The 18,193-nt window shown below is 64.9% G+C and carries 12 protein-coding genes; 5 read left to right on the forward strand and 7 right to left on the reverse strand.

Annotated elements, in window-relative coordinates:
* Genes AC3WLP_RS02535 through AC3WLP_RS02545 form a run of 3 tightly spaced genes read left to right on the forward strand, consistent with a single transcriptional unit; the run spans position 1 to position 3,704 of the window.
* Positions 1 to 1,074, forward strand: a complete 1,074-nt coding sequence (locus AC3WLP_RS02535; protein WP_003251466.1) for a microcin C ABC transporter permease YejB — start codon at positions 1 to 3, stop codon at positions 1,072 to 1,074.
* Between the two features lies 1 nt (position 1,075).
* Positions 1,076 to 2,095 carry an ABC transporter permease gene (locus AC3WLP_RS02540; RefSeq protein ID WP_010954919.1) on the forward strand — a complete coding sequence of 340 codons (1,020 nt, stop codon included), beginning with the start codon at positions 1,076 to 1,078 and terminating at the stop codon, positions 2,093 to 2,095.
* 1 nt (position 2,096) lies between these two features.
* Positions 2,097 to 3,704, forward strand: coding sequence for an ABC transporter ATP-binding protein (locus tag AC3WLP_RS02545; protein ID WP_088512522.1), 1,608 nt, complete (start codon positions 2,097 to 2,099; stop codon positions 3,702 to 3,704).
* Between the two features lie 169 nt (positions 3,705 to 3,873).
* Here the strand turns inward: AC3WLP_RS02545 and AC3WLP_RS02550 are convergent, their stop codons facing one another.
* Positions 3,874 to 6,063: a TonB-dependent receptor gene (locus AC3WLP_RS02550; RefSeq protein WP_088512523.1), complete on the reverse strand. Its 2,190-nt coding sequence runs from the start codon at positions 6,061 to 6,063 to the stop codon at positions 3,874 to 3,876.
* A gap of 191 nt (positions 6,064 to 6,254) precedes the next feature.
* Between AC3WLP_RS02550 and AC3WLP_RS02555 the strand changes: the two genes are divergently transcribed.
* Both AC3WLP_RS02555 and AC3WLP_RS02560 read left to right on the forward strand, forming a co-directional pair.
* Positions 6,255 to 9,185 carry an aminotransferase gene (locus AC3WLP_RS02555; protein WP_088512524.1) on the forward strand — a complete coding sequence of 977 codons (2,931 nt, stop codon included), beginning with the start codon at positions 6,255 to 6,257 and terminating at the stop codon, positions 9,183 to 9,185.
* A 70-nt stretch (positions 9,186 to 9,255) separates the two neighbouring features.
* Entirely contained in the window at positions 9,256 to 10,161 is a 906-nt protein-coding gene (locus AC3WLP_RS02560) for a LysR family transcriptional regulator (protein ID WP_012051754.1), read from the forward strand.
* Between the two features lie 44 nt (positions 10,162 to 10,205).
* On the opposite strand, the gene AC3WLP_RS02565 is transcribed toward AC3WLP_RS02560, so the two are convergent.
* From AC3WLP_RS02565 to kdpF, 6 genes are all read right to left on the reverse strand, one after another.
* Positions 10,206 to 10,901: a response regulator gene (locus AC3WLP_RS02565; RefSeq protein WP_014590291.1), complete on the reverse strand. Its 696-nt coding sequence runs from the start codon at positions 10,899 to 10,901 to the stop codon at positions 10,206 to 10,208.
* Positions 10,898 to 13,552: a DUF4118 domain-containing protein gene (locus tag AC3WLP_RS02570; RefSeq protein ID WP_088512525.1), complete on the reverse strand. Its 2,655-nt coding sequence runs from the start codon at positions 13,550 to 13,552 to the stop codon at positions 10,898 to 10,900. The genes AC3WLP_RS02565 and AC3WLP_RS02570 overlap by 4 nt, the downstream gene beginning before the upstream one ends.
* Before the next feature lie 149 nt (positions 13,553 to 13,701).
* Positions 13,702 to 14,259, reverse strand: coding sequence for a potassium-transporting ATPase subunit KdpC (gene kdpC, locus AC3WLP_RS02575; RefSeq protein ID WP_019750856.1), 558 nt, complete (start codon positions 14,257 to 14,259; stop codon positions 13,702 to 13,704).
* Between the two features lie 10 nt (positions 14,260 to 14,269).
* Complete coding sequence (gene kdpB / locus AC3WLP_RS02580) at positions 14,270 to 16,324, reverse strand: potassium-transporting ATPase subunit KdpB (protein WP_012051751.1); 2,055 nt, start codon at positions 16,322 to 16,324, stop codon at positions 14,270 to 14,272.
* Positions 16,325 to 16,333: 9 nt separating this feature from the next.
* Positions 16,334 to 18,028 carry a potassium-transporting ATPase subunit KdpA gene (kdpA, locus tag AC3WLP_RS02585; RefSeq protein ID WP_088512526.1) on the reverse strand — a complete coding sequence of 565 codons (1,695 nt, stop codon included), beginning with the start codon at positions 18,026 to 18,028 and terminating at the stop codon, positions 16,334 to 16,336.
* Positions 18,029 to 18,037: 9 nt separating this feature from the next.
* Complete coding sequence (gene kdpF, locus AC3WLP_RS02590; protein WP_003251485.1) at positions 18,038 to 18,127, reverse strand: K(+)-transporting ATPase subunit F; 90 nt, start codon at positions 18,125 to 18,127, stop codon at positions 18,038 to 18,040.
* Positions 18,128 to 18,193 lie beyond the last annotated feature (66 nt).

Consider the following 18,193-nt stretch of genomic DNA (forward strand, 5'->3'; position numbering starts at 1 on the left):
ATGCTGGCCTACATCCTGCGCCGCCTGCTGCTGATCATTCCGACCCTGTTCGGCATCCTCATCATCAACTTCATCATCGTCCAGGCCGCCCCCGGTGGCCCGGTCGAGCAAATGATCGCCAAACTCGAAGGCTTCGAAGGCGCCACCAGCCGCATTGCAGGTGGCGGCGCCGAGGTTTCCGTGGCCGGCTCCAACTACCGCGGCGCCCAGGGCCTGGACCCGGCCCTGATCGCTGAAATCGAGCGCATGTACGGCTTCGACAAGTCGCCGCCCGAGCGCCTGTGGATCATGGTCAAGAACTACGCCCGGCTGGACTTCGGCGACAGCTTCTTCCGCGACGCCAAGGTGATCGACCTGATCGCCGAGAAGATGCCGGTTTCGATCTCGCTGGGGCTGTGGAGCACGCTGATCATGTACCTGGTGTCGATCCCGCTGGGGATCGCCAAGGCCGTGCGCCACGGCAGCCACTTCGACGTGTGGACCAGTTCGGCGATCATCGTCGGCTACGCCATCCCGGCGTTCCTGTTCGCCATCCTGCTGATCGTGCTGTTCGCCGGTGGCAGCTACTTCGACTGGTTCCCCCTGCGCGGCCTCACCTCCAACAACTTCGACGAACTGAGCACCACCGGCAAGGTGCTGGACTACTTCTGGCACCTGGTGCTGCCAATCACCGCGCTGGTCATCGGCAACTTCGCCACCATGACCCTGCTGACCAAGAACAGCTTCCTCGACGAGATCAACAAACAATACGTGGTCACCGCCAAAGCCAAGGGCCTGAGCCGATCACGGGTGCTGTACGGTCATGTGTTCCGCAACGCCATGCTGCTGGTGATCGCCGGTTTCCCTTCGGCGTTCATCGGCATCTTCTTCACAGGCTCCTTGCTGATCGAGGTGATCTTCAGCCTCGACGGCCTGGGCCTGATGAGTTTCGAAGCGGCCATCAACCGCGACTACCCGGTGGTCTTCGGCACCCTGTTCATCTTCACCCTGCTAGGGCTGGTGGTGAAACTGATCGGCGACCTGACCTACACCTTGGTCGATCCGCGCATCGACTTTGCCAGCCGGGAGCACTGACATGGCCTTGTCCCCCCTCAACCGCCGGCGCTTCGAGCGTTTCAAGGCCAACCGCCGTGGCTGGTGGTCGCTGTGGCTGTTCCTGATTCTGTTCGGGCTGAGCCTGGGCGCCGAACTGATCGCCAACGACAAACCGATCGCCGTACGTTACGACGGCCAATGGTACTTCCCGGCGTTCAAGCGCTACCCGGAAACCACCTTCGGCGGGGAATTCCCGCTGGAAGCCAACTACAAGAGCCCCTACATCCGCGAACTGCTGGCGAAGAAAGACAGCTTCGTGCTGTGGGCGCCCATTCCGTTCAGCTACCAGAGCATCAACTATGACCTGCGCGTCCCCGCCCCCGCCCCACCTTCGGCGGACAACTGGCTGGGCACCGACGACCAGGGCCGCGACGTGCTGGCGCGGGTGATCTACGGCTTCCGCATCTCGGTTCTGTTTGCCCTCACCTTGACCGTGGCCAGCTCCATTGTTGGCGTCATCGCAGGCGCCCTGCAGGGGTTCTACGGGGGTTGGGTCGACCTGGCCGGGCAACGCTTTCTGGAAATCTGGTCCGGCCTGCCTGTGTTGTACCTGCTGATCATCCTGGCCAGCTTCGTGCAGCCCAACTTCTGGTGGCTGCTGGGCATCATGCTGCTGTTCTCGTGGATGAGCCTGGTGGACGTGGTACGCGCCGAGTTCCTGCGCGGGCGCAACCTGGAATACGTGCGCGCCGCGCGCGCCCTGGGCATGCGCAACGGCGCGATCATGTACCGGCACATCCTGCCCAACGCCATGATCTCGACCATGACCTTCATGCCATTCATTCTCACCGGCGCCATCGGCACCCTCACCGCCCTGGACTTCCTCGGCTTCGGCCTGCCCGCCGGTTCGCCCTCGCTGGGCGAACTGGTGGCGCAGGGCAAGTCCAACCTGCAAGCGCCATGGCTGGGCATCAGCGCCTTTGCCGTGCTGGCGCTGATGCTGAGCCTGCTGGTGTTCATCGGCGAATCCGCCCGCGACGCCTTCGACCCGAGGAAGTGACATGAGTGAACAGAACCTGATCGAAGTGCGGGACCTGGCCGTGGAGTTCGTGACCGGGGACCAGGTCAACCGGGTGGTGGACGGCGTCAGCTTCGATATTCGCAAAGGCGAGACACTGGCCCTGGTGGGCGAAAGTGGCTCGGGCAAATCGGTCACCGCGCACTCGATCCTGCGCCTGCTGCCCTATCCCCTGGCCAGGCACCCCGGCGGCAGCATTCGCTACGAAGGCAAGGACCTGCTGCAGCAGAGCGAGAAGACCCTGCAGCGCATTCGCGGCAACCGCATTGCGATGATCTTCCAGGAGCCGATGACCTCGCTCAACCCGCTGCATTGCATCGAGAAGCAGATCAACGAAATCCTCCTGCTGCACAAGGGCCTGACGGGCAAGGAAGCGACTGCGCGCACCCTGGAGTTGCTGGATATGGTCGGCATTCCAGAGCCGCGCAAGCGCCTCAAGGCCCTGCCCCACGAATTGTCGGGCGGCCAGCGCCAGCGGGTAATGATCGCCATGGCGCTGGCCAACGAGCCCGAGCTGCTGATTGCCGACGAGCCGACCACGGCGCTGGATGTGACCGTGCAGCTGAAGATCCTCGAGCTGCTCAAGGAATTGCAGGCGCGTATGGGCATGGCCCTGCTGCTGATCAGCCATGACCTGAACCTGGTGCGCCGCATCGCCCACCGCGTGTGCGTGATGCAGCGCGGGCAAATTGTCGAGCAAGCCGAATGCGCCACGCTGTTCAGCTCGCCACAGCACCACTACACCCAGATGCTGATCAATGCCGAACCTAGCGGGCTGCCGGCGCACAATCCGGTGGGCGCGCCGTTGCTGGAGGTGGATGACCTCAAGGTGTGGTTCCCGATCAAGAAGGGCTTTCTGCAGCGCACGGTCGACCATGTGAAGGCGGTGGACGGGGTCAACTTCAGCTTGCCCCAGGGCCAGACGCTGGGCATTGTGGGCGAATCCGGGTCGGGCAAGTCCACATTGGGCCTGGCGATCTTGCGGCTGATTTCCAGCCAAGGCGGCATTCGCTTTCATGGGCAGAACCTCGAAGGGCTGAACCAGAAAGCCGTGCGCCCCCTGCGGCGGGAAATGCAGGTGGTGTTCCAGGACCCGTTTGGCAGCCTTAGCCCGCGCATGTGCGTAGCGGATATCGTCGGCGAAGGGCTGCGCATCCACGGCATTGGCACCGCGCAGGAACAGGAAGCGGCGATCATCGCGGCCCTGGAGGAAGTAGGCCTGGACCCCCGCACGCGCCATCGCTACCCCCATGAGTTTTCGGGTGGCCAGCGCCAGCGCATAGCGATTGCCCGGGCGCTGGTGCTGAAGCCGGCGCTGATTCTGCTGGATGAGCCCACCTCGGCGCTGGACCGTACCGTGCAGCGGCAAGTGGTCGAGCTGCTGCGTAATCTGCAGCAAAAGTACAATCTGACCTACTTGTTCATCAGCCATGACCTGGCAGTGGTCAAGGCGTTGAGCCATCAATTGATGGTGATCAAGCATGGGCATGTGGTAGAGCAAGGGGACGCGCAGGCAATCTTCCATGCGCCGCAGCATCCCTATACGCGGCAGTTGCTGGAGGCGGCGTTTTTGGAGGTTGAGGCTTCTTAGGGAAAGGGTGTGTGTTCGCCTTGATTCTTGCGGCGTGTTTGAGATCGAGCGCCGCGCGGGCGGCGCTCGATCTACGCAACACCGCAAAACCCAAGGCAGGCGCCCTGCCGCCCTGACGCAATCGGGCGTAGGACACCTGGAATGATGAGATTGCGTACGTCCGGGGTTATCAGAAATCAATGGTCCCGGAGAACTTCACCAGTCGCGGGTCACCCTGGGTCAGGTAACCGCCGTTAGCCGAGGCCCAGTAGTTCTTGTCGGTCAAGTTCTCCACGTTCACCCGCAAGGTCAGGTCTTTCTCCGCTACCTTCAACTTGTAACGGGCACCGGCATCGAAACGGTTCCAGGTCGGCAGGCTGACATTGTTCGCCGCATCGACGAACTGGCCACCGGTGCGCAGCATCCTCGCATTCAGCGCCAGCCCCGGCACGCCGGGCACGTCCCAGTCGACGCTGGCATTGAGCTGGAACGTCGGCACGCCGATGGCATGGTTGCCATCGTTGCTGCCGTTGGCGGTATTTTTCTGTTCCGAGGTCATGCGCGTGCCGCCGGCCATCAGGCGCAAGCCCTGGACTGGCTCGCCGAACAGACTCAACTCCAGGCCTTTGTTGACCTGCTCGCCGTCGCGAACGAAGACGTTGTTCAAGGTGTAGCCGTCCGAAGGCTTCTCGATACGGAACACGGCCAGGTTCGCACCAAAGGTCTGTCGGTCGAACTTGATACCAGCCTCAAGCTGCTTGGTGCGGCCTGGCGGGAACATCTCGCTGGCGTTCGACACATTGGCTGGCGCCGTCGGCCCCTGCGCCAGGCCTTCGATGCGGTTGGCATACAAGGAAATGCTGTCGGTAGCCTTGAAAACGATGCCATAGACCGGTGTGGTGATCGACTCCTCGTACGGGTCGCCTTTGCGGCTGCCGTCATTCGCCAGGTTGGGCTGCCCTTGGGAGACAGTGCCATCGTAGGTGTAGCTTTCCACCCGCAGTTGCTGCCGTCGCAAGCCGTAAGTCAGCAGCAGGCGGTCATCGAAGACGCCAATGGTGTCGGAAATGGCGATGCTCCGCGCGCGAGTCTTGCCGGTGACACCAGGGTCACCCATGTCGCCACCCGTGCTGGTGACCGTGCCCGGCTTGGCCTGCTGCACGGTGTCGTAAATGTTGGTGTTGATTGGCGAATAGAAGATGTAGGCGTTTTCCGCCTGGGTCCACATGGTATTGGCTCCCACGGCGATCTGGTGGCTGATCGGCCCGGTCTGCAGCCGCCCATTCAGGCCGGTACTGAAGCTGGTGTTGTCTTCGCCGTGCACGATGTCCGAAGCGGTCATCGTCGCTGCGCCGCTGTTGCCGACCAGTACCGGCGTGCCGTAGGTACCCTGCTCGCGCGTGTGACGGGCGCCGCCGGCGAGGTAGGCGGTCCAGTTGTCGCTCAGGTCCCAGTCGCCACGCACCATGCCGAAGGTATCTTCCGACTCACTGTAACTCCAGTTCTGGCCATAGTTGTGACTGGCATCCGGTGCGGTCGGCGCCTTGGTCGCGGTGCTGCCCAGGCGCACCGAATTGCGCAGGTGGTTGATGCGCTGTTTCTGGTAGCCGATATCAGCCGACACGCGGAAGTTGTCGCCGCGGTAGTCCAGGCCAGCGGTGAACAGCTTGGTGCGCTGGTCCTGGTCGTCGACGGCGGTTTCACCTTCACGCTGGCTGAGATTCAGGCGAGCGCCGAAGCGGTTGTCCTCACCGAAGCGCTGGCCGATATCCAGGTGCTCGCCAATGCGGCCATCAGAGCTGATGTCCTGGGTATAGCGGCGGGTCGGCTCATCGCCGGCGCGCTTGGGCTGCAGGTTGACGTTGCCGCCCAGGCCGGTGCCAGTCGGGCTTACGCCATTGAGGAAGGCATTGGGCCCCTTGAACACTTCGACCCGCTCGACGCCGTCGGTGGACATGATCTGTCGCGGCAAGATGCCGTACAGGCCATTGAATGAAATATCGTCGCCCGCCAACGGCAAACCACGGATCACGAACACCTTGGACTGGTTGCCGAAGCCGAATGATTCACGCACCGAAGGATCGTTGGCCAAGACGTCACCGATATCCTCCGCCTGCTGGTCCTCGATCACCTTGGCGGTATAACTGGTCATGGTAAACGGCACATCCATGTAGTCCTGGTTACCCAGCACGCCCATTCGCCCGCCACGGGCAACCTGGCCTCCGGCAAACTCGTCCGGTAACGCGTCGGGCCGCGCTTTCAAGGCATCGGCGCTGACATCGGTCGCCTCCAGCTGGATCGGCTCGGCAGCCTGCGCCATCAGAGTTACGGAACAGCAGATCGCCAGTAATGCGGGGCGTGAGGGAATACGGGAAGGCATTGGTAAATTCCTGACAGCGCTGAGGAAGTGAAACTAAATGTAAATGGTAATGCTTACTAAAAACAAACATCAACCCAGGTACGTGGCAAAGGGCTGCCATTTATCAGGATTTCTGATCACGATCGTCTTTCATCATCAGCCAGATCGGGCATACAGTCGCTGCTGTCACCCCTGCTCCAACGGTAGAGCCCATGCCCAGTCAACAACAAAAAAACGTCTCCCCTGCCCTCGAGCAGCTCATCCAGCGCGCCGGCCTGCCAGGCCCCACGCTCAGCGAAGCCCAGGCGCATGCCTTGCTGCAGATGCACTACGGCCTTGCCGGTGGGTTGTCGGCATTGGGCAGTCAGCAGGACCTGAACTTCCGGGTCGACACGGCTGGAGGGCAGTTCGTGCTCAAGGCCTGTCATGACAGCTACGCCAAGGTGGAGCTGGAGGCGCAGCATGCCGCCCTCGCCTACCTGCGTGAGCACGGCCTGTCGGTGCCCGCAGTACGTGCGGCGCACAGCGGCGAAAACTTGCTGGCCGTGGAGGTTGATGGCCAACCGCTGCGGGTACGCCTGCTCGACTACATTGACGGTCAACCGTTGACGCGTCTCAAGTACATGCCAGCGCAGGTGATGGCCGAAATGGGCAGGCTGTGCGCGCGGCTCGACAGCGCCCTGGCCGATTTCGACCACCCCGGCCTTGCGCGCACCCTGCAGTGGGACCCGCAACACGCCCAGGCGTTGATCCAGCATCTGCTGCCCGTCCTGCACAACACCGAGCAACGCGTCCGCATCGAACACGCCACCCGCGTCGCCGACGAACACCTCGCACCGCTGGTTGATCGGCTGCCAAGCCAGGCCGTGCACCTGGACATTACCGACGACAACACCGTCTGGGCCCGTGATGGCGAGCGCCAGTGGCAGTTGCAAGGGGTGATCGACTTCGGCGACCTGCTGCGCACGTGGCGCATCGCCGACCTGTCGGTGACCTGCGCGGCGCTGCTGCATCACGCCGAAGGCGACCCGCTGCGGATCCTGCCGGCGATCAGCGCCTACCAGGCGCTCAACCCGCTGACCGACGCCGAGCTGCGTGCGTTGTGGCCTCTGGTACTGAACCGCGCGGCAGTGCTGGTGCTGAGCAGTGCGCAGCAACTGGCCGTGGACCCGGGCAACCAGTACACCCGCGACAACGTCGCCCATGAGTGGGAAATCTTCGATACCGCCACCGCCGTGCCTTTCGCGCTAATGCAAGCGGCCATCCTGCAAGCTGCCGGCCTGCAGCCCGCCACGCCAGACCTGACCGGCTGCGCGCCGCTGCTGCCCGAACTTGCGGGGCAACCGGTGACGCGCGTGGACCTCGGCGTGCTCAGCGAGCATTGTGAAGCGGGCAACTGGGAGCAACCCGGCTTCGACCAACGTCTATTAACCCTGCACCCTGCCCCGGCCTGCAGCCTGCACGGGCAGTATCGCCTGTCGCAAACCCATATCGACCGCCCCGACGAACCCGCCACCTGCGCCCTTGGCGTCGAGCTGCATGTGCCCAACGGCAGCCCGGTGCAAGCGCCGGCAGCCGGCACCTGGCAGCACCGCGGCGACGGCCGGGGCTGCCTGCGCACCCCGCATTGGGCTTTGTGGCTGCAAGGCCTGGAAGACGCACCGGCAGACGGCCAGGCCGTGGAAAAGGGCCAGTTCCTGGGCAGCAGCTGCGGCTTCCTCAGCGTGCAGTTGTGCCTGGACAATGGCATCCATCCGCCGCGCTTCGCCACGCCTTCACAAGCCGCCGCCTGGCTGGCCCTGTGCCCGTCACCGGCCGCCCTGCTGGGCTTCGATTGCGATGCCGAGCCGCTACCCGATCCGCAAGCGCTGCTGGCCCGCCGCGATGCCAGCTTCGCCCGCTCGCAGAAGCACTACTACGCGCAACCGCCGCACATTGAACGTGGCTGGCGCAACTACCTGATCGACATGCAGGGCCGTTCCTATCTGGACATGCTCAACAACGTCGCGGTGCTGGGCCATGGCCATCCACGCATGGTTGCCGAGTCGGCGCGGCAGTGGTCGCTGCTGAACACCAACTCGCGCTTCCATTACGCAGCAATCACCGAATTCTCCGAGCGCCTGCTGGACCTGGCCCCCGAAGGTTTCGACCGGGTGTTCATGGTCAACAGCGGCACCGAGGCCAACGACCTGGCGATTCGTCTGGCCTGGGCCTACAGTGGCGGGCGCGATCTGCTCAGTGTGCTGGAGGCCTACCACGGCTGGTCGGTGGCCACCGATGCCATCTCCACGTCGATCGCCGACAACCCGCAAGCCCTGGAAACCCGCCCAGACTGGGTACACCCGGTCGAAGCACCGAACACCTTCCGCGGCCGCTTCCGCGGGGCCGACAGCGCCGCCGACTACCTGCAAGACGTCGACGCCAAGCTGGCTGACCTCGACGCCCGTGGCCGTCAGCTGGCGGGCATCATCTGCGAACCGGTGTACGGCAATGCCGGCGGTATCTCACTGCCCGCAGGCTACCTGCGTGCAGCCTATGCCAAAGTCCGCGCCCGCGGCGGGGTGTGCATCGCCGACGAAGTGCAGGTGGGCTATGGCCGCCTGGGCGAGTACTTCTGGGGCTTCGAGGAACAGGGCGTGGTGCCGGACATCATTACCATGGCCAAGGGCATGGGTAACGGCCAGCCACTGGGCGTGGTCATCACCCGTCGCGAAATCGCCGAGGCGCTGGAGGCCGAGGGCTACTTCTTCTCCTCGGCCGGTGGCAGCCCGGTCAGTTGCCGCATCGGCATGGCGGTGCTGGATGTCATGCAGGAGGAAGGCCTGTGGGACAACGCCCGTGACACCGGGCGCTACTTCAAGGCACGCCTGCAGGCGCTGGTCGACAAGCACCCGCTGGCCGGAGCGGCACATGGTTCGGGCTTCTACCTGGGGCTGGAACTGGTGCGCGACCGCACCACCCTGGAGCCGGCCACCGAAGAAACCATGATGCTGTGCGATCGCCTGCGTGACCTGGGCATCTTCATGCAGCCGACCGGCGACTACCTGAACATCCTCAAGATCAAGCCACCGATGTGCACCAGCCGGGCGAGCGTGGACTACTTTGTCGATTGTATTGATCAGGTACTGGGTGAAGGGCTGTAGGGATTGTGAAGCTGGCCGATGAGTGTTCATACTTTTCGGCCACAACGCTCCCGTCAGCAGGTTTTCGACAATGGCCTTTACCAGCGACTCCCTGGCGATTTTCCTCGCGGTGCTCGATGCCGGCTCGTTCTCCGCCGCCGCCCGCAAGCTGGGCCGTGTGCCTTCAGCCGTGAGCATGGCAATCGCCCAACTGGAAGCGGAACTGGACCTGCCCCTGTTCGACCGGGCCACGCGCAAAGCCTTGCCCACCAACGCCGCCCTGGCGCTGGAACCTCAGGCCAGGCAGGTCATCTGCCAACTCAACCTGCTGGATGCCCAGGCCCTGCAATTGCACAAAGGCCTGGAAAAGCGCCTGACCATCGCCATGGCGCCCGAGTTGCAGACCGGCCGCTGGAGCCAGCCGTTGGAAATCCTCGCCCAGGCATTTCCCAGCCTGGAAGTCGAGGTACGTTCGGCCACCCAGACCGAGGCCATTCGCCTGCTGCATGACGGCAGTGTGCAATTGGCATTGGTGTTCGAACGGCCCGGCATCGATGAGCGCGAATCCTTCCTCGAAGCCGGCAGCCAACTGCTGGTGGCCGTTGCCTCACCGCGCCATCCGGCCGGGCAGAACAGCGGTACGCCATTGCCTGAAGAGGCCTTTGCCGAACAACGGCAGATCATCGTGGCTTCGGGCAAGGCCACCGGATCGGACCCACGCATGGTGCTGTCCCGGCGCATCTGGCTGACCGACAGCTACCTGGCCACGCTGGACCTGGTGCAGTCCGGGCTGGGCTGGGCCTACCTGCCGCAGCCATTGGTCGAACCGCTGATTGCCTCGGGCGCACTGGCCGAGGTGCGCTTCGACAACATGGCCAGCCGCCTGCGCTTGTGGGTAGACATCATCTGGATCAAGTCGCGCCCGTTGGGCCTGGGCGCGCGACGCTACCTGGAAGTCATGCGCCAGCTGTTCGAGAAGGAGCCCCCCAGGGCCTGACACCCTTGCGCACGTCCAGGCCCTGCCGATCGCCTTTGGGAGGGTTATGCTGTCGGCGCTACCAGCCTGTAGCCAACCCCCGCCTCGGTAATGATGAACCGCGGCGCCGTGGGGTCATCGCCCAGCTTCTGTCGCAGATGCCCGACCACGATGCGCAGGTAGTGGGTATCCTCCGCATGGGTCGGCCCCCAGATATCCTTGAGCAGCTGCTGCTGGGTAATCACCCGCCCGGGATGCCCGGCCAACAGCGCCAGCAAAGCATACTCCTTGCGTGTCAATGCCACCTCAACACCCTCGAGCGTCACCCGGCGGAAGGCAAAATCCACCGTCAGCGGCCCAAAGCTGGCCGCCACTTCCGAGCCGCCGGCTTGGGGCACCTGGCGCAGCAACGCCCGCACGCGCGCGAGAAACTCCTGGATACCGAACGGCTTGGTCACATAGTCATTGGCACCACCATCCAGCGCATCGACCTTCTGCACTTCACTGGCACGCACCGACAACACCATCACCGGCACTGCACTCCATTCGCGCAACTCACGCAGTACCTGCTGGCCGTCCATGTCCGGCAGCCCCAGGTCGAGCACCACCAGGTCCGGCTTGCCCAGTGCCGCCTGGGCCAACCCTTCGGCACCGGTGGCGGCCTCCAGCACCTTGTAGCCTTGCGAGGCCAGGCTGATACGCAGGAACTTGCGGATCTGCGGTTCATCGTCGATGACCAACAGGGTGGCGGACTGGCTCATGGGGTTTCGCTTTCGGCTTCAGGTTGAGGAGGCAGCGGCAAGCATAGAGTGATGCTGGTGCCTTGGCCATCAATGCCTTCGCCCACCAGAATCTGCCCGCCATGGGCACCGATCATGCCCTGGCAGATCGCCAGGCCCAGCCCGGTACCCTGCCCGCCGCGGTCGCCACGGGCGGCGGTGTAGAACATGTCGAAGATTTTCTCGCGGTCGGCTTCGGGAATGCCGGGGCCCTGGTCGCTGACGGTCAAGCGCAGCTGGTCGTCATGCACCGCCACCTGCAGCTCAAGCCGACCATTGGCCGGCGAAAAGCGTGCGGCGTTTTCCAGCACGTTGACCAGTGCCTGCTCGATCAACGCCGCATGCACGAACAGCAATGGCAGCTCGGCCGGCACGTCCGTGTGCACACGCAGCGGCGCCAGCACCACCCGCAGGCGGTTGAGCGCACTGCCGACGATATCCGCCGGGGCCACCCAGTCGCGGGCCAGCTTGAGGCCGCCATGGCCCAGGCGGGTCATGTCCAGCAGGTTCTGGATGTAGCGATCGAGGCGTTCGGCTTCGTTTCGGGTGCCCTCCAGCAGCTCGCGGCGGTCTTCAGCCGGGATCGCATCGCCCAACGCCAACAGGCTGTCGATGCTGCCACGCATGGCGGTCAACGGCGTGCGCAAGTCATGGGATACGGAAGCCAGCAGGGCGCTGCGCAGTTGCTCGGTTTCGCCGTGCAGGCGTGCGGCTTCCAGCTGTTCGGCCAGGCGTGCGCGGGCCAGGGCCTGGGCCAGGGGCTGGCCCAGGGCGGTGAGCAGGCGCCGCCGTGGGTCGCTGAGCGGCTGCCCGTTGCGCGGGCGCACGCCCAGCAGCGCCAGCGGCTGATCGTCCACCGCCAATGGCCACCACCACCAGCGGCCATTAGGCAGGGTATCGCTGCCGTGGCCGGCGGCCTGCCCGTGCTGCCAGGCCCAATCGGCAGCCGCCCGTTCGGTGTCGCTGAAGGTGCAGGCTTCCCCGCTGGCCACTTGCAACTGGCCTTCGGCGTTGCGCTCCAGCAAGCACACCTGGGTGTCCTGCCAGCCGTCCAGGTGCTGGCCGGCAGCCTTGAATATGGCTTGGCGGTCGGTGGCTACCGTCAAGCGGCGAGACAGGTCGAGCAACTGGCTGGTCTGCGCCTGGGTCTCGCGCAGCGCCTGCAACTGGCGACGCTGGCGCGCGGCCAGGTTGCCGGTGAGCGCAGCCATCAACAGAAAGAACACCAGGGTCAGCACGTCTTCTTCGCGCTGGATGGTGAACGAGAAGTTGGGCGGTATGAACAGGAAGTCATAGGCCAGGAACGACAGCGCGGCGCAAGCCAGCGCAGGTCCCAGGCTACTGCGCACTGCGACCAGCAACACCGCCGCCAGGAACACCAGCGAGATATTGGGCAGCGCCAGCACACTGGACACCGCCCAGGCCAGACCCGCAGCCAACACGGTGGCCAGCAGCGCCAGCAGGTAATGACGCCACACCCACACCCGCCGCACGGCTGAACGCGGCGCTGGCGGCTGCACGTCGCGGTCCAGCACGTTGATTTCCAGGCCACGGCTTTCGCGCAGCAGCCGCGCCGCCACACCCGCGCCGAACAAACGCCGACGCAGGCGGTTGCGGGATTGCCCGACCAGCACCAGGCTGGCCCGCCGCTCGACAGCATGCTGGATCAGCGTGCGGGCCACTTCCCCAGCCCGCAGCAGCACCACCTCCCCGCCCAGTCGCTCGGCCAGTTGCTGCGCGGCTTGCAAACGATGCCGTGCGGTTTCGTCACGCAGGCGGCCGTTGTCCACATGCACCAGGCTCCAGGGCAGGTGGCGGCGCTGGGCCACGCGGCTGGCATGGCGCACCAGGCGTTCGGCCTGGTCGTCACCGTCTATGCCCACCAGCAACCGGCCGCGCAAGGCCGGCGCCTCCTGGCCGCGCTGACGATAGCCGTGGGCCAGGTCGGCATCGACCTGAGCAGCGGCGGTCTGCATGGCCAGCTCGCGCAGGGCGGTGAGGTTGGTTTGCGAAAAATACGCATCGATGGCCGCCCGAGCCTGCTCGGGCACGTACACCTTGCCTTCACGCAGGCGTTCGAGCAGCTCTCGCGGAGGCAGGTCGATCAGCACCAGCTCGAACGCCTCCTGCAGCACCCAGTCCGGCAGGGTCTCGCGCACTTGTACGCCGGTAATGTCACGGACCTTGTCGTTGAGGCTTTCCAGGTGCTGGACGTTGACCGTGGTGTACACGTCGATGCCCGCGGCCAAGAGTTCTTGTACGTCCTGCCAGCGTTTGGCGTGGCGGCTGCCGGGGGCGTTCGTGTGGGCCAGTTCGTCCACCAGGGCCAACGCCGGCGCGGCACGCAGCAGGCCGTCAAGGTCCATTTCCTCGAGGGTGACGCCACGGTACTGGCTGCGCAGTAAGGGCTGCTGATGCAGCCCTCCGAGCAACGCTTCGGTTTCGGCGCGGCCATGGGTTTCGACCACCCCGGCCAACACCTGCACGCCCTGGCGTTGCTGGGCGTGTGCAGCCTGGAGCATGGCGAAGGTCTTGCCGACGCCGGGGGCAGCGCCGAGGAACACCTTCAGCCGGCCCCGGCCGGTGCGTGGAAGGTTGGCCAACAGCGCATCGGCGCGGGCGGAGTCACTCATGTTTCATCCTTTGCTTTTTCCAGCAGTCGGCCACTTCAGGGAAAGCCCCCTTAACGTGTAGGAGCGGGTTTACCCGCGAATACGTCAGTGGCACCACCACCGCATTCGCGGGTGAACCCGCTCCTACAGGCTTCCTGCCAGCGCTTCGATTACCTGACAATGGCGAGCTTTTCCAAGGCCTGGTTCAACGCCAGCACGTTGACCACCGGCGGGCCGATCAATGGGTGGAGGGTGGCCTGTTCCAGCAAGGCTTGCAAGCGCTCGACCGGCAGCTGCCGTGCCGCCGCCACCCGCGGGATCTGATAGGCCAACGCCTCCGGTGGCAGGTGCGGGTCCAGGCCGCTGCCCGAGGTGGTCAGCAGCGCCTGCGGCACTGGCCCCTGCTGCGCCTGATACAACGCAGCCGCATCGCCCTTTACCCGCTCAGCCAGCGCCGGGTTGCTCGGCGACAGGTTGCTGGCGCCGCTGGCCACGGTCGCGTAGGCACCTGCCGAGGGCCGCGAGTGGAACCAGCCATCGCCCTGGAAGTCCTGGGCGATCAATGCCGAACCCCGCACCTGGCCTTGCGCATCGCGTACCAGGCTACCGTTGGCCTGGTTCGGGAAAGCGACTTGGGCAATACCGGTCACCGCCAGCGGATACAGGGCGCCCGTCACCAGGGTCATCAACAAAGCCAGGCTCAATGCCGGGCGTAGATAAGCAGTCATGGCGGCCTCCTCAGACCAGGTTCAGGGCGTTGAGCAGCAGGTCGATCAGCTTGATCCCGGCAAACGGCACCACAATGCCGCCCAGCCCGTAGATCAGCAGGTTGCGCCGCAACAGGTGCGCCGCACTGGCCGCCTGCACGCGCACCCCACGCAGCGCCAGCGGGATCAGCACGATGATGATCAGCGCGTTGAACACGATCGCCGACAGGATGGCGCTCTGCGGGCTGGCCAGTTGCATCAGGTTGAGCACACCCAGTTGCGGGTAGATGGCAGCGAACAGCGCCGGCAGGATGGCGAAGTATTTGGCCACGTCGTTGGCAATGGAGAACGTTGTCAACGCACCGCGGGTGACCAGCAGCTCCTTGCCGACCTGGACTACGTCCAGCAGCTTGGTCGGGTCGCTGTCCAGGTCGACCATGTTGGCGGCCTCCCGCGCAGCCTGAGTGCCGTCGTTCATGGCCATGCCTACGTCAGCCTGGGCCAGTGCCGGGGCGTCGTTGGCACCGTCGCCACACATGGCAACCAGGCGGCCGTCATTCTGCTCCTGGCGAATACGCGCCAGCTTCTTCTCGGGCGTGGCCTCGGCCAGCACGTCATCGACCCCCGCTTCGGCGGCGATGGCGGCCGCAGTCAACGGGTTGTCGCCGGTCACCATGACCGTGCGGATGCCCAGCTTGCGCAGCTCGGCGAAGCGCTCGCGGATACCAGGCTTGACCACGTCCTTGAGGTGGATCACACCCAGCAAACGCTTGTCGACGCACACCAGCAACGGTGTGCCGCCACTCTGCGCGATGCGTTCGACTTCACGGGCCAGCGCCGCCGGCATTTCCAGGCGTTGCATACCGACGAATGCCAGCACCGCATCGACGGCGCCCTTGCGGTAGCGGTGCTGCTGGAAGTCGATGCCCGACAGGCGTGTCTCGGCACTGAACGCCACCGCTTCGAACTGCCCGGCAGGCGGGTCGACAAAGTCGTGCAACTGGCGCAGGTATTCGACAATCGATTTGCCTTCAGCGGTGTCGTCGGCCAGCGACGCCAGCAAGGCGCCCTCCCCCAGTTCCTTGGCGGTAATGCCCGGTGCAGCATGCAGTGCGCTGCAGCGGCGGTTACCGAAGGTGATGGTGCCGGTCTTGTCGAGCATCAGCGTATGCACGTCCCCGGCCGCCTCGACGGCGCGGCCCGAGCGGGCAATGACATTCAGCCGTACCAGCCTGTCCATGCCGGCGATACCGATGGCCGACAGCAGGCCGCCGATGGTAGTCGGGATCAGCGTCACCAGCAGCGCGGCCAGGAAGATCAGCGGCAGGCTGCCACCCACGAAGTGGGCGAACGGCTGCAAGGTCACCACCACGATCAGGAAAATCAGGGTCAGGCCGATCAGCAGGATGTCGAGGGCGATTTCGTTCGGGGTCTTCTGCCGCTTGGCCCCTTCAACCAGGGCGATCATGCGGTCCAGGGTCGACTCGCCCGGGTTGCTGGTGATGCGGACAAGCAGCCAGTCGGAGACCAGCCGCGTATTGCCGGTCACCGCCGAGCGGTCGCCACCTGATTCGCGTATGACCGGCGCGGACTCGCCGGTAATGGCCGCCTCGTTGACGGCCGCAATGCCTTCAATCACCTCGCCGTCGCCGGGGATCATTTCGCCGGCGACCACGCGTACCACGTCGTCCTTGCGCAGCGCGCTGGCAGCTACCGTCTCGTAGCGGCCATCACGCAGACGACGCTGGGCGGTCAGGCCCTGGCTGCCGGCCTTGAGGCTGTCGGCGCGGGCCTTGCCACGGCCTTCGGCCAACGCCTCGGCGAAGTTGGCGAACAACACGGTGAACCACAGCCACAGGGCAATCTGCACCGCAACGCCGGTGCTCACGCCGCCGCCGGGGGCGAAACACAGCACGGTGGTCAGCACCGCGGTCAGGGCCACCACCAGCATTACCGGGGAGCGTTTGAGCTGACGCGGGTCGAGCTTGACGAACGCCTGCACCAGCGCCGGGCGCCACAGCGCGGCGAAGCGGGTCTGGTCCTTGGCATTGTGCCGGCTATTCACTTCAGGAATGGGCATGTTCATGATCGGTCCTCAAAAACCCAGGCTAAGGTGTTCGGCGATTGGCCCAAGGGCCAGGGTCGGCAGGAAGGTCAGGCCACCGACCAGCAGGATGGTCACCAGCAGCAAGCCGGTGAACAGCGGGCCGTGAGTCGGGAAGCTGTTCTGCCCCAGCGGCGCGCTTTTTTTCGCCGCCAGGCTGCCGGCCAACGCCAGTATCGGCAGGATGTAGCCGAAGCGGCCGATGAGCATGGCCAGGCCGATCATCAGGTTGTGGTACACGGTGTTGGCGCCAAACCCGGCAAAGGCCGAGCCGTTGTTGGCCGAGCCCGAGGTATAGGCGTACAGCAACTGGCTGAAACCATGCGCCCCCGGGTTGGTGACCGCCCCGGCCGGGCCGGGCAGGCTGGCGGCGATGGCGCCAAGTACCAGCACGCCGACCGGCATCACCAGCAGGGTTGCCACCAGAAGCTGCACTTCACGGGCCTGCAGCTTCTTGCCCAGGTATTCCGGGGTACGGCCAATCATCAGCCCGGCCAGGAACACCGCGATAAGGACGAACAGCAGCATGCCGTAGAGGCCCGCGCCGACGCCGCCGAATATCACCTCGCCGACCATCATGTTGATCATCGCCACCATACCGGTCAGCGGGTTCAGGCTGTCGTGCATGGCGTTGACCGAACCGTTGGAGGCGGCGGTGGTGGTGACCACCCACAGCACCGAACCGGTGGTGCCGAAGCGGCTTTCCTTGCCCTCCAGGGGGGCGGTCTGCTGCACCTGCGTGCTGTCCAGGGCCGGGTTTGGCTGGTGCTCGGACCACAGCGCCGTGCTACCGCCGATCAGGAACAGGGCAAGCATGCAGGCGAGGATGGCGCGGCTCTGACGCAGGTCCTTCACGTAGTGACCGAAGGTGAACACCAACGCCACCGGAATGAGGATGATCGATGCCACCTCGAACAGGTTGCTCCAGGCCGTTGGGTTCTCGAACGGGTGCGCCGAGTTGACGCCGAAGAAGCCACCGCCATTGGTACCCAATTGCTTGATGGCGATCTGGCTGGCAGCCGGCCCCAGCGGAATGGTCTGGTCGGCACCTTGCAAGGTCAGCGCGTGGGCGTAGTCGGCAAAGGTCTGCGGTACGCCCTGCCATACCAGCAACAGCGCGAGCAGCAAGCACAGCGGCAACAGGCCGTAGAGGGTGGCACGGGTCATGTCGACCCAGAAGTTGCCCAGCGTCGTCGCGCTGCGCCGGGCGATACCGCGGCACAGGGCAACCAGCACGGCCAGGCCGGTGGCAGGGCTGACAAAGTTCTGCACGGTCAGGCCAAGCATCTGGCTCAGGTAGCTGACCGACGCCTCACCGCTGTAGGCCTGCCAGTTGGTGTTGGTAACGAAACTGACGGCGGTGTTGAACGCCAGCGACCATTCCTGGCCAGGCAGGTGCTGAGGGTTGAGTGGCAGGTAGCCCTGCAACAGCAGCACGGCGAACAGCAGCAGGAAGCCGACCAGGTTGAACGCCAGCAGGGCCAGGGTGTATTGCCGCCAGTTCTGCTCCTGGCTGGCGTTCACACCCGCCAGCCGGTAACAGCCCTGCTCGACCGGCCCCAGCACAGGCGTCAGCCAGGTACGCTGGCCTTCCATGACCTTGAAGTAGAACCGCCCGAGCCAGGGTGCTGGTAGCACCACGATGGCAAAGAATGCCAGGAGCAAGGCGAAATCGTAACTGTGCATGGCCGCTCCCTAGCTGCGATCGGCGCGCAGCAGCGCCACCAGCAGATAAAACGCCAATGCCACTGCCAGCAGCAGTGACAGCCCGTCGAGCATGTTCATGTGTGGTTCTCCCCGTGTTACGGCTTGGGCCGCTTTGGGGAAATTGTCCGAGGGAGGGGCGTAAAG

The sequence above is a fragment of the Pseudomonas sp. FW305-E2 genome (assembly GCF_058782925.1).